This is a genomic window from Kitasatospora sp. NPDC001539 (assembly GCF_040298565.1).
Taxonomy (GTDB): Bacteria; Actinomycetota; Actinomycetes; order Streptomycetales; family Streptomycetaceae; genus Kitasatospora.
This window is the reverse complement of sequence record NZ_JBEPAK010000174.1, coordinates 1-15,052: the sequence shown is the minus strand read 5'-3', so window position 1 is coordinate 15,052 and position 15,052 is coordinate 1. Positions and strand designations below refer to the sequence as shown.

The window sequence follows — 15,052 nt, the reverse complement described above, 5'->3', positions numbered from 1 at the left end:
GCGTCATCGGCCAGGCCGTGAGGACGACGAAGGACTGCGGCACCATGTAGTCCGGCAGGGACGCGCCGGCCGTGGCGACGACCGCGTCCAGGTCGCGATCGGGGCGGGGCCTCCGACGGCGAGGTCACCGCGGAAGGCGGGGACCACGTCGAGCAGGCTGGTCAGCGAGTCCCGAGTCTCGGCGGTGGCCTCCCGCGACTCCCGGACCTCCCGGGCCGACATGATGCGGTCGGCGGCGGGCCGGTCGATCATCGGGCGGGGCGGCCGGTCCTGGGGGAGCCGGGCGATCCGCGGGATGAACGGGAAGACCGAGTCCTCCTCGCGCTCGACGGCCTCGCCGATCAGCGCGCGGGCCTCGTCGTCGTTGGGCTGGACCAGGCGCCGGGGCGGGTCGTACGTCCAGGAGGCGCTGCGGCCCTCGCCGTCGGCCCGGTAGGCGAGGATGACCTCCCAGGTGCCGTCGTCGCGCCGCCAGGAGTCCCAGCGCTCGGTGTCCTTCTCGGCACCGCGCAGCGCGAGCCGCTCGGCCACGGCCTCGCCGAGCTGGGGCCCGGGGGACTCGCCGTTGCGGCGGATCGCGGTCTTGCGGGCGCGCTCGGCCATGAACGCGCGCTCGGCGAGGACCGGCCCCTCGAAGCGGCGGACGCGGTCGACGGAGATCCCGGCGGCCTGGGCGACCTCCTCGGCGGAGGCACCGGCTCGTATCCGCGCCTGGATGTCCCGGGGGCGGAGATGGCTCTCGACCTCGATCTCGATCTGGCCGAGGCGCGGCCGGTCGCCGCGGATGGCGGCGCGCAGCCGCTCGTCGATGGGGAGGGTGTACTCCGTGCTGTCGGCAGCCTTGAGCACCAGCCGTGTGCCGTCGTTGCTGACGGCCACAACCCGCAGTTCGGGCACGGTTACCTCCCGGGTGGTGCCTGCCGACGTCACCTGCGTCGCTGCTCCCGTACTGAGTGTGGCCTGCCCGCTCGCGACTGGCCACAACCTTGCTGAGTTCCCCGGCGTGTCGGGCTTACGCCCGGGCACGCCGCTGTGGCACGGTTGCCTTTTTGCCACGTCATCCGTCGACGTCGCGCCTGGGTGTCCCGGCCGTCCTCGCACGCGCAGTGATCGCGACGATCCGGGACCGGCGTCGCCGTGCGTGCCCGCCCCGTGGCTCTTCGTCAGGCTGCCAATGTAGGCACAGTCGACAAGTCGACCCAAGGCTCGGGCTTTACGAACAGTACTCCATTCGTGGCATCCGAAGGGGCGGCTCGCCGCTCAAGTCTCCCGCGATTCACGGGAATCTCAAGAGCGCGCACCCCCAATGGCGGACCGCCACCGGATGAACGGTGATCATCTTCACACAATCCGGGAGCGGAGAACCGCATTTTCACCCCTTGTGTCCTTCTTTGGGCAAGATGGAGTGGCTTGTTCGAAGAACAGTCGTACGGACCGAGGGATGTCGATGCCGGAGCTGGGACCCGCCGAGGAGGGCGGCACGAAGAAGGAGGAGCGCAGGCGGATCGACCTGAGTGTGGCTCAGGTCGCGGCGAGTGCGCTGGCCACGGTGGTGGGCGCGCTGCTCGCCTCGGAACTCGGGGTCTACGGCACGATCATGGGTGCAGCCGTGGTGAGTGTCGGGGCGACCACCGGTGGCGCGGTGTTCCAGCACGTGTTCAGACGCACCGGTGAGCAGCTGCGCGGGGCGGTGGACCGCGGGCCGTACCGGACCGTCAACACGCTGCGTCAGGTGCCGCTCGCGCCGGAGCGGGCGGCGGAGCAGTCGGGTGGGCAGTCGGCGGAGCAGTCGGGTGGGCCGCACGCCGGGCCGCACGCCGGGCCGCCGGTGCTCACGGCGGAATGGAACGAGCCCCAGGTGGTGCGGGCGCGCCGGCGGTGGAGCTGGCGGACCTACGCGGCGGTGTCCGGGCTGGTGTTCCTGCTGGCGATGACGCCGATCATGGTGTTCGAGCTGGCCACCGGCCAGCCGGTGTCGGCGACGGTGAAGGGCGAGTCCGGGAGCGGGACGTCCTTCGGCGGCACGGTGACGCCCAAGGGCTCGACCCGGCAGGACCCCCCTTCGGAGCGGCCGTCCTCCGGCGGCGGGCAGGGTTCGCAGACCACGCCCTCGGCCCCCGCCCCGACCAGGCCCGGCCGGGAGCCGAGCGCCACCCCGAGCACCACGCCGAGCGGCGGCAGCGGCGGCAGCGCCTCACCCTCGGCCGGTCCGAGCGCGAGCCCCTCGGCCGGTTCCTCCCCGTCGGCGGGCGGGAGCGGGACGTCCACCGGTGGGGCCACTCCCCAGCCGCCCGCGCCGACCGGCGCTCCGACCGGCGCTCCGGGCGGCGCGACGGTGGTCCCGCCGCCCGTCGGGACGCCCGGGAGCTGAGCGGCGGGCGGAGCCGCCCTACGCCCCCAGCACCCGGCGCAGGTAGTCGTTGCCGAAGACGCGCTGGGGGTCGACCTCGTCGCGCAGCGCCGTGAAGTCGCCGAAGTGCGGGTAGACGCCGGCCAGGTACTCGGCGTCGCGGGTGTGCAGCTTGCCCCAGTGCGGGCGGCCCTGATGGGCGGTCATCAGCTGCTCGACCCCGGTGAAGTAGCCCCGGTCGGGGGTGCCCCGGTAGAGGTGGACGGCGATGTAGGCGGTGTCCCGGCCGGAGGCGGTGGAGAGCCAGAGGTCGTCGGCGGGGGCGAAGCGCACCTCGACCGGGAAGCTCACCTTCCAGTCGGAGCGTTCGACCAGGGCCTTCAGCTCGCGCAGCACCTCGGCGACGGCCGCGCGCGGGACGGCGTACTCCATCTCCACGAAGCGGACCCTGCGCGGGCTGGTGAACACCTTGTACGCCGTGTCGGTGTAGCTGCGGTCGGACCAGGCGCGGCTGGCGACGGCGGCGATCGAGGGGACGGAGCGGGGGAAGAGCCGGCCGATCCGGCAGGCGCCCTCCCAGACCGTGTTGGAGAGGAAGTCGTCCTCCAGCCACTCCTTGAACCGGGGCAGCGGTGCGGCCGGGCCCTGGCTGCGGTTGTTGCGCTTGGTGGCGCACCGGTCCGTGTGCGGGAACCAGTAGAACTCGAAGTGCTCGTTGACGGCGGTGAGGTCGTCGAGGCGCTCCAGCACCTCGTCGAAGTCCATCGGCTGCTCGTGCGCGGTGAGCAGGAAGGCCGGTTCGACGCCGAAGGTGAGTGCGGTGATCACGCCGAGGGCGCCGAGGCCGAGCCGGGCGCCCTGGAAGAGCCGGGGGTTCTCGGTGGGGGAGCAGCGCTTGACGCTGCCGTCGGCGAGGACGATCTCCAGCGCGCGGATCTGGGCGGCGAGCGATCCGGAGTCCCGGCCGGTGCCGTGGGTGCCGGTGCTGGTGGCGCCCGCGACGGTCTGGACCTCGATGTCGCCCATGTTCGTGAGGGAGAGGCCCTCGGCGGCGAGGATCCGGTTGAGGCGGTTCAGCGGGAGGCCGGACTCGACGGTGACGGTGCCGGCCGTGCGGTCGATCTCGCGGACGGCGGTGAGCGCGTGCGGGCGGACGAGCAGGCCGTCGCCGGCCGAGGCGATCGCGGTGAAGGAGTGGCCGGAGCCGACGGCCTTGACGGTGCGGCCCTGCTCGGCGGCGCGCAGGATCTCCTTGGCCAGTTCCTCCGCGGTGCCGGGCGTGGCGGTCCGGGCCGGGAGGGCGCTTTGGTTCCCGGCCCAGTTGGTCCACCGGGTGCGGGTCGCGGTGCTGGCCTGGGGCATGGCGCTGCCTCCTGCTCCGTGGCCGAACGGGTCGGCGCGGTCCGGGGCGGCCCGCCCGGCGGAACCCGGAGGCAGGCCCTACCCGCGGGTAGGGCCGCGGGTAGGGCGAGAGTAGTCAGTTCACCGTTCGACGTCTACGGGTCGTCCGGCCGCTTCGGCGGCCTCCTCGGCGGCGAGTCCGGCCCGCAGCCGGCCGAGGCCCGCGAGCGCGGTCACCACGCCGAGCACACCGGCGGTCAGCGGCACCCAGTAGCCCGCGGCGGCGCCGGAGGCGTCGACCACCCAGCCGCCGGCGGAGGAGCCGAAGGCGACGCCGATCGCCAGCCCGGTCGTGGTCCAGGCCATGCCCTCGGTGAGCTGGGCGGCCGGGACGAGCCGCTCGACGAGGGCCATCGCGGAGATCAGCGTGGGGGAGATGGCGAGGCCGGCGAGGAGCAGGGCGGCACCGGCGGCGAGCAGCCCGCCGAGGCCGTGCACGGTCGAGGCGACGAGCAGGACGGGGATCATGCTCAGCGCCATCAGCGTCACGCCGACGAAGAACCGGGTGGACAGCGCGCCCTTGGGCTTGAGCGCGCCGTAGACCATGCCGGCCAGGCCGGAGCCGAGCGCCCAGACGGCGAGCACGGTGCCGGCCAGCCCCTCGTGGCCCTGGGCCTTGGAGAAGGCGACGGTGACGATCTCGACGGAGCCGAAGATCGCGCCGGTGGCGATGAACGTGAGCACCAGGACGACCAGGCCGCCGTTGACGATGGCGCTGCCGCCGCCGCGGGTCGCGGCCGGGTGGACCGGCGGTTCGGTGCGGCGCTGGGCGGTGAACAGGAGGATGCCCACCGCCAGGGCGATGACGGCGGCGAGCACCCCGGACTCGGGGAGGACGTTGGTGGCGAGGACGACGGCGAGGATCGGCCCGACCATGAAGCAGAACTCGTCGACCACCGCCTCGAAGGAGTACGCGGTGTGCAGCCTGGCGGCGTCGTCGCGGTAGAGGTGTGCCCAGCGGGCGCGGACCATGGCGCCGGCGCTGGGCATCACGCCCATGCCGACGGCGAACAGGAACAGCGTCCAGGAGGGTGCGCCGAAGTGGGCGCAGAGCAGGAGTCCGACGGCGGCGGCGACCGCGAGCGCGGCGGAGGGGAGGGCGATGCGGCGCTGCCCGTAGCGGTCGACCAGCCAGGAGACCGCCGGTCCGAGCGCCCCGGCGGCGATCGCCAGTGTCGCCGAGACCGCGCCCGCGACCCCGAACGACCCCCGCTGCTCGGAGAGCATCGTCACGATGCCGATGCCGGTCATCGAGATCGGCAGCCGGGCGATGAACCCGGCGGAGGAGAACGCCAGGGTGCCGGGGGAGGCGAATATTCGGCGGTAGCTGGACAGCACGGGAGCTCCGGACAGAAGGGGTAAGGAACAATTCGGGCACACACAGCTTACGTACGTTGGCAAACGGTATTTTCCGGACACCTGCGCGGCCCCGGCGCCGGGCGCCCGCCCCTCAGTGGCAGGATCGGTGCCATGTCCGACGCGCGCAAACCCTCGTCCTCCGGCGCCGCCCCGTACGACGCCCTGCTGCTGCTCTCCTTCGGCGGGCCCGAGGCCCCCGAGGACGTCGTCCCGTTCCTGGAGAACGTCACCCGCGGCCGCGGCATCCCCAGGGAACGCCTGAAGGAGGTGGGCCGGCACTACTTCATGTTCGGCGGCGTCAGCCCGATCAACGGGCAGAACCGCGAGCTGCTCGCCGCCCTGCGCAAGGACTTCGCCGAGCACGGGCTGGACCTGCCGGTCTACTGGGGCAACCGGAACTGGGCGCCCTACCTGGTCGACGCGCTGCGGGAGATGGCCGACGACGGCCACCGCCGGATCGCCGTCCTCGCCACCAGCGCCTACGCCGGCTACTCGGGCTGCCGCCAGTACCGGGAGAACCTGGCCGACGCGCTCGCCGCCCTCGCCGAGGAGGGCCGCCCGGCACTGACCGTCGACAAGCTCCGGCACTTCTACAACCACCCGGGCTTCGTCGAGCCGATGATCGACGCCACCCTGAGCGCCCTGGAGCAACTGCCCGAGGCCGTCCGCCCCGGTGCCCGGCTGGCGTTCACCACCCACTCCATCCCGGACGCGATGGCCGAGACCTCCGGGGCCCCGGACGACCCGGCCCGCGGCACCCCCGGCGGCGCCTACGTCGCCCAGCACCTCGACGTGGCCCGGCTGATCGCCGAGGCCGTCGCCGACCGCACCGGCGTGGCCGACCGGCCGTGGCGGCTGGTGTTCCAGAGCCGCAGCGGCGCCCCGCACATCCCGTGGCTCGAACCCGACATCTGCGACCACCTGGAGGCCCAGCACGCCGACGGCGCGCCGGCCGTGGTGATGGTGCCGATCGGCTTCGTCTCCGACCACATGGAGGTCAAGTACGACCTCGACACCGAGGCCGTCGCCAAGGCCGCCGAACTCGGCCTGCCGGTGGCCCGCGCCGCCACCGTCGGCACCGACCCGCGGTTCACCGCCGCCGTGCGCGAGCTGGTCCTGGAGCGGGCCGCCGCCGAACGCGGCGAGCCCGTGACCCGCTGCGCCCTCGGCGCCCTCGGCCCCAGCCACGACGTGTGCGCGGTGGCCTGCTGCCCCAACCCGCGCGCCCCCCGCCCGGCCGCCGCCGAGCGCTGACCCCCTCCGGAGGAGAATCCCGTGCCCACCCCCGCCCTGCCCGACGACCGGCTCCTCGACGACCTGCTGGACGTCGCCCTGGACGCGGCCCGGCAGGCCGGCGCCCTGCTGCGCGACGGCCGCCCCGCCGACCTCGGGGTGGCCGGCACCAAGAGCAGCCCGGTCGACGTGGTGACCGAGATGGACCTCGCCTCCGAGAAGCTCGTCCTGGAGCTGATCGCGGACCGCCGCCCCGAGGACGGCTACCTCGGGGAGGAGGGCGCCGAGCGGCCCGGCACCAGCGGCGTGCGCTGGGTGGTCGACCCGCTCGACGGCACCGTCAACTACCTGTACGGGCTGCCCTCCTGGGCCGTCAGCGTGGCGGCCGAGCTGGACGGCCGGGCCGTCGTCGGAGTCGTCTTCGCCCCGGCGCGCGGGGAGCTGTTCCACGCCGTCCTCGGCCGCGGCGCGTGGCTGGACGGCCGCCCCCTCTCCACCCGCCCGGGCCCGCCCTGGGGCCAGGCCCTGATCGGCACCGGCTTCAGCTACGTCCAGTCGGTGCGGGTGCGGCAGGCCGAGGTGCTGCTCGCCCTGATGCCCGAGGTGCGGGACGTCCGCCGGGCCGGAGCGGCCGCGGTGGACCTGTGCGACGTGGCCGCCGGGCGGCTGGACGGCTACTACGAGCGCGGACTGGCCCCCTGGGACCGCGCGGCCGGCTGCCTGATCGCCGGCGAGGCCGGTGCCCTGGTCGGCGGCCGCCCCGGACAGGGCCCGGACCGCGAGCTGACCGTGGCCGCCGCGCCCGGCGTCTACGAGCCGCTCCAGGAGCGCCTGGCCGCGCTGCGCGCCTGGGCGGACTGACCGGCCGCCCGCCGGAGCCCCCCGCCCGGGCTCGGAGCCGTCTCCGGACATGCGAAGAGCCCTGGCACACGGGGGCGCCAGGGCTTGGGATCTCGCACGGCCCCCGCAGGGCCGCAGGTGCCGGAGGACCGGCGAAGGGTCAGGCGGCGGTGCGGTGCCGGTCCAGCACGGTGTCGACCCCGTGCTCGGCGGCCAGACGACGCAGGTCGTCCAGCTCGGACTGCTCCACCTCGGCGAGGAATTCGTCCCCGGCCTCGATCGCGCGGTGCAGATCCTGCTCGGCGTTGGCTATGCGCTGCAGGATTCCGGCCTTGAAGGCGTCCATACGGGCCCCCTTACTGTGTCGGACGTGCACGGTCGTACGTTCTCCGCCCCGAGGAGGTCCGGCCAGCGAAAGCGTCCGGGCCGGCAGGTGGTGGATCTCCGGTCGGGCGCGGAGACGGCCTGCGGCCGCTCCCGGTGACGTCCCAGCCCCAGGGCCGGCGCGGATGAACGCACGGCGGGTGGGTGCGATCGGCCATCGGCCAGATCGCGGGTGTGCAGCTGTCCTCCCCGCCGAGAGACCGGGGAAACCTCGGACCGGAAGAAATCTGCCGCTGTCACAGTCCAAACGGAGCGTTCCCGGCACGAACCGTCGTCACCGCCGCCGCGGCACCGGGGTGGGCACCCGCCGGATCGCCCGGGGCCTGCGGGGTCACGGCCGCTGCCCCACCGCAGCTTATCGCTGCTTTACCGCAGGACCAGGCAGGATGGAGGCACCGTCGGAGCCGTGCGTCCGCTTCCGGGGCCGGCCTGGAGAAGGGACTACGACCGTGCGGGTTCTCGTCGTCGAGGACGAGCAGCTGCTTGCCGAGGCCGTCGCGACCGGCCTGCGCCGCGAGGCGATGGCCGTCGACGTGGTGTACGACGGGGAGGCCGCGCTCCAGCGCATCGCGGTCAACGACTACGACGTGGTCGTCCTGGACCGCGACCTGCCGCTGGTGCACGGCGACGACGTGTGCCGCAAGGTGGTCGAGCAGGGCCTGGCCACCCGGGTGATCATGCTGACCGCCTCCGGCGACATCAGCGACCGGGTCGAGGGCCTGGAGATCGGCGCGGACGACTACCTCCCGAAGCCGTTCGCCTTCAGCGAACTCGTCGCCCGCGTACGGGCCCTGGGCCGCCGCGCCACCATCCCGCTGCCCCCGGTGCTCGAGCGGGCCGGGATCTCGCTCGACCCCGGCCGCCGCGAGGTGATCCGCGACGGACGCACCGTCCAGCTCGCGCCCAAGGAGTTCGCCGTCCTGGAGGTGCTGATGCGGGCCGGCGGCGCCGTGGTCTCCGCCGAGCAGCTGCTGGAGAAGGCCTGGGACGAGCACACCGACCCGTTCACCAACGTCGTGCGCGTCACCGTGATGACGCTGCGCCGCAAGCTCGGCGATCCGCCGGTGATCGTCACGGTGCCCGGCTCCGGCTACCGGATCTGACCCCCGGGGAGTCCGCCCCCGAGAACTCCCCGCATACCCGCGCCCGCCCGAGGCGGACGCCCCGAGAGGACCACCATGACCACCCCGCCCCCGGCCGGCGGGCCCTCCGGCGCGCCCGCCGGCGGCCCGCGTGCCGTACCGCCCAAGCCCGTGCACCCACCGCGCCAGGGCCGCCCGAACCAGCAGGAGACCTACGTCCCCGGGGACGGCCTGCTGGCCTGGCTGCCGTTCCGTCCGACCATCCGGATGCGGCTCACCCTGCTCTACGGCGGCATGTTCCTGATGGCCGGCGTGGTCCTGCTGCTGGTGATGTACTTCTTCGTCCAGCAGGCGCTCCAGGAGGTCGGCCAGCCGCACCTGGTGCTCAACGGCCAGGGCATCCAGGTCAAGACGCCGGACGGCTTCACCATCACCAGCCAGTCCGCCCTCGACCAGTGGCTGAACGACAACAAGTCCATCCAGGCCGCCGCGGCGCTCAACACCCTGCTGCGCAAGCTGCTCACGGTGCTGGTCTGCCTCGCCGTGATCGCCTTCGCGGCCGGCTACGCGATGGCCGGCCGGGTGCTGCGCCCGCTCGGCCGGATCACCCGCACCGCCCGCGACGTCGCCTCCTCCGACCTGCACCGCCGGATCGAGCTGGACGGGCCGGACGACGAGCTCAAGGAGCTCGCCGACACCTTCGACGACATGCTGGACCGGCTGGACCGCTCCTTCGACTCCCAGCGCCGCTTCGTCGCCAACGCCTCGCACGAGCTGCGCACCCCGCTGGCGATCAACCGGACCCTGCTGGAGGTCCAGCTCTCCGACCCGGCCGCCTCGCCCGACCTCCAGCAGCTCGGCAGGACCCTGCTGGCCACCAACGAGCGCAGCGAGCAACTGGTCGAGGGCCTGTTGCTGCTCGCCCGCAGCGAGAACGAGCTGACCGACCGCCGTCCGGTCGAGCTGTCCGAGGTGGCCACCCGGGCCCTTGAGCAGACCAGGGGCGAGGCCGACAAGCGCGAGGTGGAACTGCGCTCGAAGCTCGACCCGGCGGTGGTCGCGGGCAACGGCGTGCTGCTGGAACGGCTCGCGCTCAACCTGCTGCAGAACGCCGTCCGCTACAACACCCCGGGCGGCTGGGTCGAGCTGTCCACCGCCGCGGTGCCGGGCGGCGGCGAGCTGGTGGTCTCCAACACCGGCCCGGTGGTGCCCGGCTACGAGCTGGAGCACATCTTCGAGCCGTTCCGCCGGATCAAGGGCGCGGACCGCACCCGCAGCGACAAGGGGGTCGGACTGGGGCTGTCCATCGTCCGCTCCGTGGTGCGGGCCCACGGCGGCACCGTGGAGGCCACCCCGCGCGCCGGGGGCGGCCTCACCATGCGGGTACGCATCCCCGCGCCGTAGCGCCCCCGCGCAGCGCCGTGACGCCCGTGCCGGGCGTCCGGGGCGCCGCGTTCCGTGGGCGACCCTTCCCGCCGCCCCCGTCAGGCCCGTCAAGACGACATAAGGCCTGGCGGGGGCGGCTTGTCTTTTCCGGCCCGGGCAACTTACGGTGTCGTAACCTACGCAACCGTAAGTGTGGCCCGCCGGTGTGCCTGCCGACGGCCCCGTACGACGTCTGCCCGCCCTACGCGCCCGTCCCGCGCGTGCCCGTCCCCCAGGAGCAAGACCGTGACCATCGCCCCTGCGCAGAGCAGCACCTCGCTCGGATCGAGCGGCTGGACCGACACGCGGCTGATCCTGGCCCTCGAGGAGGTCGTGGAGAAGGAGCTCAACCGCCATCTGGGAGTGGCCAAGGAGTGGATGCCCCACGAGTTCGTCCCGTGGAGCCAGGGCCGGGACTTCGACGGCGTGCTGGGCGGCGAGGCCTGGAGCCTCGAGCAGTCCAAGGTGACCCCGCTCGGCCGGGTGTCGCTGGTGGTGAACCTGCTGACCGAGGACAACCTCCCCAGCTACCACCACGAGATCGCGACCATGTTCGGCCGCGAGGGCGCCTGGGGCACCTGGGTGCACCGCTGGACGGCCGAGGAGGGCCGGCACGGCATAGCCATCCGCGACTTCCTGCTCGCCACCCGGGCCGTGGACCCGGTGGAACTGGAGCGGGCCCGGATGAACCACATGTCCGAGGGCTTCGAGTCGGACAACGCGCACAGCATGCTGCACTCCGTCGCCTACGTGGCCTTCCAGGAGCTGGCCACCCGCATCGCGCACCGCAACACCGGCCGCTACGCCGGGGACCCGCTGTGCGAGCAGCTGCTGGCGAAGATCGCCAACGACGAGAACCTGCACATGGTCTTCTACCGGAACCTGCTGAAGGCCGCCCTGGAGATCGCCCCCGACCAGGCCATGCGGGCCATCGCCGACGTCGTCACCAACTTCCGCATGCCCGGCCACGGCATCCCCGGCTTCGAGCGCGCCGCCGCCCAGATCGCCCTCGGCGGGGTGTACAACCTGCGCATCCACCACGACGACGTGCTGCAGCCGGTGCTGCGCAAGCTGCGCGTGATGGACATCGACGGCCTCGGGCCGGAGGGCGCGATGGCCCAGAACGAGCTGGGCGTGTTCCTGGACGGGCTGGACGCCCAGGCGCGCAAGTTCGAGGAGCGCCAGGCGGCGATCCTGGCGCGCCGGGAGGCCAACCGCAGCGCCGGCTAGGACGCCCGGGAGTCCGTTGCCGGGAGGTCGGAGTGGGTGGATTTTCCGTGTTTTGCCCAGGAAAGTTCTGAACGTGACCAAGCTCACACCGTGTCGCTCCACGGTGTCGGGCAACGCCGGAGAGTGATCACCCCGCCAGGAGTGTCGGTCGCGTTCCGTGACCGGAATCCGGCCTGCCGACGCACCGCAGGATTGGCCGGTGTCCCTGGTGGGCAAGGGAATCGGCGGACGCCGGTACGGCCTTCGCTCACGGAGCGTGGTGGGCCGGGAGGGCGCGCGATGGGTCCGAGATGGCCCAGCGTGAGGCCTCCCGCGCCCTGCGGGATCACCCCAACGGAGCCCTGGCTGAGTGTCGATTGAGTAACAGGGCTTGAAGTAAGGCAAAATCTCCGCCTCGGGTCGGGCACAAGACCGACCTCCCATGCGTTACGTGCGCTGGAGATACCGCACACACCGCACAAACCCGGAGGGGGAGAGCGAAAAATGGCAACCGACTACGACACCCCACGCAAGACCGACGACGAGCTCAACGAAGACAGCATCGAGGAACTCAAGGCCCGCCGGAACGACAAGGGCGGCAGCTCGGTCGACGTCGACGAGTTCGAGGCTGCGGAGGGCATGGAGCTCCCCGGTGCCGACCTCTCGGGCGAGGAACTGGCCGTCCGCGTGCTGCCGAAGCAGGCCGACGAGTTCACCTGCATGAGCTGCTTCCTGGTCCACCACCGCAGCCAGCTGTACAGCGAGAAGAACGGCAACCCGATCTGCCGGGACTGCGGCGCCTGAGCGCCGTAGCGGACAGCGCCCGGTACCCGCGGCTACCGCGGGACCGGCACAACGCCCCTTCCGGCCCCGGGCAGCGGGGCCGGACGGCAGGTCCGCGACCCGTCCACCTGGACGGGTCCGGGAGGACGGAGTCGTTCGGCGGCGCACGGGCACCCGAGGCCCCGGCCGGTACAGCACCGGCAGGCAGGGCGTCGACCAGGGCAAAGTCGTAGGGACGGTCCCGCGTCAGCGGAACCGTCCCTCTCGGTTTTCTCGGCCCGGTCACGTTTCCCGGCCCCGGCCCGGTCGCGCCCGGGCGGGCCGGCTACGTGCGGGCGCCGCGCCGGGCCTGCTCCAGCGCGTCGGCCAGCTTCATCGGCGAGCGGGTCGACAGATAGAGGTAGGGCGTCGGGTCGGCCGGGTCGTCGACCTCGACCCGCAGCGCGGTCGGCACGTAGCTGCGCAGCAGCATGAAGGCGCGCGGGTCGGCCTTCGGGCCGCGCCAGGCGGTGGCCTCGGCGGGGCTCAGCGCGTACGCGGTGCCCAGCGCTTCCACCGGGATCCGGGCCGGGCCCGCCACCAGCGAGCCCTGGACCACGCGGATCCGGGCCGAGCCGTAGCTGCTGATCGCGACCGCGCCGGCGGCGATGCCGATCACCAGGCCGATCAGCGCGGCCGTGCCGCTGACCCGGATCAGGATCAGCGCGAGGGTGAACCCGACTGCGACCGGGAGCAACCACCAGGAGCGCGGCACCGTGAGGCGTTCGTCGTACATGCCCTCCATTGTGGGCGCCCTGACGCCCGGAGCGGGACGCCACCCCCGGCGGGCGCCTTGCTACCCCTGAGTAGGCTGGGTCGGCGTGACCGGTACGACGCCCCCCAGCACCCCCACCGACCGGCCGGCGCCGGCTCTGCCGCCGACCGCCCCGCCCACGCCGACTCCGCCCACGCCGACTCCGCCCACGCCGACCACGCCGACGACTCCGCCGCCCGACGCCGTGCTGCCGGCGCGCGCTCCCGAGGCACCGGCCCCCGGCACCCGGCTCGGCTCCCACTACGAGCACTGCTTCGGCTGCGGCCCGCAGCACCCCGGCGGTCTGCGGATCGACGCGATCGCGGGCGAAGGGCTCGACGTCACCGCCGAGTTCACCGTCCGGGACGTCCACCAGGGCGGCCCCGGGCTGGCCCACGGCGGCGTGCTGACGACCGCGATGGACGAGACCCTCGGCACGCTCAACTGGCTGCTGCACGCTCCCGCGGTGACCGGCCGGCTGGAGACCGACTTCCTCCGCCCGGTGCCCGTCGACTCGCCGCTGCACCTGCGCGCCTGGATCACCGGCGTGCACGGCCGCAAGATCTACAGCGCCGCCGAGGCGCGGATCGGCGGCCCGGACGGACCGGTCGCCGTCCGGGCTCAGGCGCTCTTCATCCAGGTGAAGCTGGAACACTTCACCACGCACGGTCGTCCCGAGGACATCGAGAAGGTCCTCGACGACCCGGATCTGATGAAGCGCGCACGAGCCTTTGAGGTGAACCCTTGAGCGAGACCCCCCGCCCGCCGCTGGACGTCCTGATCAGGCGCATCGACCCCGAGCTGCCGCTGCCCTCGTACGCGCAGCCCGGGGACGCCGGTGCCGACCTGCGCACGGCCGTCGACGCCGAGCTGGCCCCGGGCGAGCGGGCGGTGCTCCCCACCGGCATCGCCATCGCACTCCCGGACGGCTACGCGGCCTTCGTCCACCCCCGCTCCGGGCTCGCAGCTCGTTGCGGAGTTGCCCTCGTGAACGCCCCGGGGACGGTCGATGCCGGGTACCGTGGAGAGATCAAGGTGATCGTCGTCAATCTGGACCCGCGCGAGGGGGTCAGCTTCCGCCGAGGGGACCGGATCGCCCAGCTGGTGATCCAGCAGGTCGAGAAGGCCCGCTTCCACGAGGTGGCCGAGCTGCCTGGGTCGGCACGTGCCGAGGGCGGGTTCGGGTCGACCGGTGGCCACGCCGCGGTCTAGCATTCCCGCGGCCTCGCAGGAAGCCGAGCAGGTATTCGCATCGGTCTTGGACCGGGAAGGACAGTGACCGTGTTCCGTCGTCGCCAGAAGAGCGAGGACGCTGTCGAGCAGCTCGCCGACGACGCCATCAGCGCCGACGAGACGGCCGATGACGTCGAAGGTTCCGCCGAGAGCGAGAACGTGACCGAGCTGGACCCGGCCGACAGGGTCGGCCTGCCGCCGGCCCCGCGGCCGGACGGTCCGTGGGACCACTCGGAGCTCGAGAACCCCGAGGAGGGACGGGTCGACCTCGGAGGCCTGCTGGTCCCCGGCGTCGAGGGGATGGAGCTGCGCGTCGAGGTCGCCGGTGACGCGATCGTCGCCGCCACCCTCGTCCTCGGCAACAGCGCCATCCAGCTCCAGGCCTTCGCGGCCCCGAAGTCGGAGGGCATCTGGGGGGAGGTCCGGGAGGAGATCGCCAACGGCATCACTTCCCAGGGCGGCATCGTGGACGAGGAGGAGGGCCCGCTCGGCTGGCACCTCCGCGCCCAGGTCCCGGTGCAGCTCCCGGACGGCACCCAGGGCGTGCAGCTGGTGCGCTTCGTCGGCTGCGACGGCCCGCGCTGGTTCCTGCGCGGGGTGATCTCGGGCCAGGCCGCCGTGCAGCCCGAGATGGCAGGGATCCTGGAGCAGGTCTTCCGCCAGACCGTCGTCGTGCGCGGTGAGAGCCCGATGGCGCCCCGCGACCCGATCGTGCTGAAGCTCCCCGAGGACGCCCAGATGGTCGCCGACGGTGGCGGGGCTGCTGCCGCCGCCGGCGAGAGCGACAACCGCTTCGGCGGCACCGCGCTCGACCCGTTCGCGCGCGGCCCGGAGATCACCGAGGTCCGCTGACGCGGTCGATCGCACCGGCATCGCCTCCGCCCGGGAGCCCGGGCGGGGGGGATTTGCATGTGGGGGGGGGGTGGCCGGACACTTCCGGAGTCGCCGCGGGGGGCCGGG

The 15,052-nt window shown here is 73.3% G+C and carries 14 protein-coding genes and 1 pseudogene; 10 read left to right on the top strand and 5 right to left on the bottom strand.

Going from position 1 to position 15,052, the window contains the following annotated elements; all coding sequences use genetic code 11:
• Positions 1–3 precede the first annotated feature (3 nt).
• Positions 4–930, bottom strand: coding sequence for a septation protein SepH (sepH, locus tag ABT247_RS23870; protein ID WP_350745483.1), 927 nt, complete (start codon positions 928–930; stop codon positions 4–6).
• Between the two features lie 517 nt (positions 931–1,447).
• Here sepH and ABT247_RS23865 point away from each other — a divergent pair.
• The gene (locus ABT247_RS23865) at positions 1,448–2,371 is read left to right on the top strand and encodes a hypothetical protein (protein WP_350745481.1); all 924 of its coding nucleotides are present in this window, start codon (positions 1,448–1,450) and stop codon (positions 2,369–2,371) included.
• An 18-nt stretch (positions 2,372–2,389) separates the two neighbouring features.
• Here the strand turns inward: ABT247_RS23865 and ABT247_RS23860 are convergent, their stop codons facing one another.
• Positions 2,390–3,712, bottom strand: coding sequence for a D-arabinono-1,4-lactone oxidase (locus ABT247_RS23860; protein WP_350745478.1), 1,323 nt, complete (start codon positions 3,710–3,712; stop codon positions 2,390–2,392).
• Positions 3,713–3,832: 120 nt separating this feature from the next.
• Positions 3,833–5,089, bottom strand: a complete 1,257-nt coding sequence (locus ABT247_RS23855; RefSeq protein ID WP_350745475.1) for an MFS transporter — start codon at positions 5,087–5,089, stop codon at positions 3,833–3,835.
• A gap of 132 nt (positions 5,090–5,221) precedes the next feature.
• Between ABT247_RS23855 and ABT247_RS23850 the strand changes: the two genes are divergently transcribed.
• On the top strand, positions 5,222–6,364 hold the full coding sequence (locus ABT247_RS23850) for a ferrochelatase (RefSeq protein WP_350745473.1): 1,143 nt from the start codon (positions 5,222–5,224) through the stop codon (positions 6,362–6,364).
• Between the two features lie 21 nt (positions 6,365–6,385).
• Positions 6,386–7,204: an inositol monophosphatase family protein gene (locus ABT247_RS23845; protein ID WP_350745470.1), complete on the top strand. Its 819-nt coding sequence runs from the start codon at positions 6,386–6,388 to the stop codon at positions 7,202–7,204.
• Between the two features lie 139 nt (positions 7,205–7,343).
• Here ABT247_RS23845 and ABT247_RS23840 read toward each other — a convergent pair whose 3' ends face one another.
• On the bottom strand, positions 7,344–7,529 hold the full coding sequence (locus ABT247_RS23840) for a hypothetical protein (protein ID WP_030285471.1): 186 nt from the start codon (positions 7,527–7,529) through the stop codon (positions 7,344–7,346).
• 487 nt (positions 7,530–8,016) lie between these two features.
• Between ABT247_RS23840 and ABT247_RS23835 the strand changes: the two genes are divergently transcribed.
• The 4 genes from ABT247_RS23835 (at position 8,017) to ABT247_RS23820 (ending at position 12,087) form a co-directional block, all read left to right on the top strand.
• Positions 8,017–8,670 carry a response regulator transcription factor gene (locus ABT247_RS23835; protein ID WP_030057689.1) on the top strand — a complete coding sequence of 218 codons (654 nt, stop codon included), beginning with the start codon at positions 8,017–8,019 and terminating at the stop codon, positions 8,668–8,670.
• A 75-nt stretch (positions 8,671–8,745) separates the two neighbouring features.
• The gene (locus tag ABT247_RS23830) at positions 8,746–10,053 is read left to right on the top strand and encodes a sensor histidine kinase (protein ID WP_350745467.1); all 1,308 of its coding nucleotides are present in this window, start codon (positions 8,746–8,748) and stop codon (positions 10,051–10,053) included.
• A gap of 267 nt (positions 10,054–10,320) precedes the next feature.
• Positions 10,321–11,304 carry an acyl-ACP desaturase gene (locus ABT247_RS23825; protein WP_350745465.1) on the top strand — a complete coding sequence of 328 codons (984 nt, stop codon included), beginning with the start codon at positions 10,321–10,323 and terminating at the stop codon, positions 11,302–11,304.
• A 483-nt stretch (positions 11,305–11,787) separates the two neighbouring features.
• Complete coding sequence (locus ABT247_RS23820) at positions 11,788–12,087, top strand: DUF4193 domain-containing protein (RefSeq protein ID WP_350745462.1); 300 nt, start codon at positions 11,788–11,790, stop codon at positions 12,085–12,087.
• A gap of 304 nt (positions 12,088–12,391) precedes the next feature.
• On the opposite strand, the gene ABT247_RS23815 is transcribed toward ABT247_RS23820, so the two are convergent.
• Positions 12,392–12,841 (bottom strand): DUF3093 domain-containing protein, encoded by a 450-nt coding sequence (locus ABT247_RS23815; protein ID WP_502892491.1) that lies wholly within the window; start codon positions 12,839–12,841, stop codon positions 12,392–12,394.
• Between the two features lie 223 nt (positions 12,842–13,064).
• Between ABT247_RS23815 and ABT247_RS23810 the strand changes: the two genes are divergently transcribed.
• From ABT247_RS23810 to ABT247_RS23800, 3 genes and pseudogenes are all read left to right on the top strand, one after another.
• Entirely contained in the window at positions 13,065–13,607 is a 543-nt protein-coding gene (locus ABT247_RS23810) for a PaaI family thioesterase (protein ID WP_350745486.1), read from the top strand.
• Positions 13,604–14,138 (top strand): annotated as a pseudogene (dut, locus tag ABT247_RS23805) (dUTP diphosphatase). Before ABT247_RS23810 ends, dut begins: the two are co-directional and overlap by 4 nt.
• Before the next feature lie 2 nt (positions 14,139–14,140).
• The gene (locus ABT247_RS23800) at positions 14,141–14,944 is read left to right on the top strand and encodes a DUF3710 domain-containing protein (protein ID WP_350745454.1); all 804 of its coding nucleotides are present in this window, start codon (positions 14,141–14,143) and stop codon (positions 14,942–14,944) included.
• Positions 14,945–15,052: the final 108 nt, after the last annotated feature.

What these genes read in the sequence shown, in the direction of transcription:
- ABT247_RS23830 (WP_350745467.1), top strand. Translation starts at nt 8,746, where the DNA reads ATGACCACCCCGCCCCCGGCCGGCGGGCCCTCCGGCGCGCCCGCCGGC.
- ABT247_RS23820 (WP_350745462.1), top strand. Translation starts at nt 11,788, where the DNA reads ATGGCAACCGACTACGACACCCCACGCAAGACCGACGACGAGCTCAAC.
- ABT247_RS23850 (WP_350745473.1), top strand. Translation starts at nt 5,222, where the DNA reads ATGTCCGACGCGCGCAAACCCTCGTCCTCCGGCGCCGCCCCGTACGAC.
- ABT247_RS23840 (WP_030285471.1), bottom strand. Translation starts at nt 7,529, where the DNA reads ATGGACGCCTTCAAGGCCGGAATCCTGCAGCGCATAGCCAACGCCGAG.
- ABT247_RS23860 (WP_350745478.1), bottom strand. Translation starts at nt 3,712, where the DNA reads ATGCCCCAGGCCAGCACCGCGACCCGCACCCGGTGGACCAACTGGGCC.
- ABT247_RS23865 (WP_350745481.1), top strand. Translation starts at nt 1,448, where the DNA reads ATGCCGGAGCTGGGACCCGCCGAGGAGGGCGGCACGAAGAAGGAGGAG.
- ABT247_RS23815 (WP_502892491.1), bottom strand. Translation starts at nt 12,841, where the DNA reads ATGTACGACGAACGCCTCACGGTGCCGCGCTCCTGGTGGTTGCTCCCG.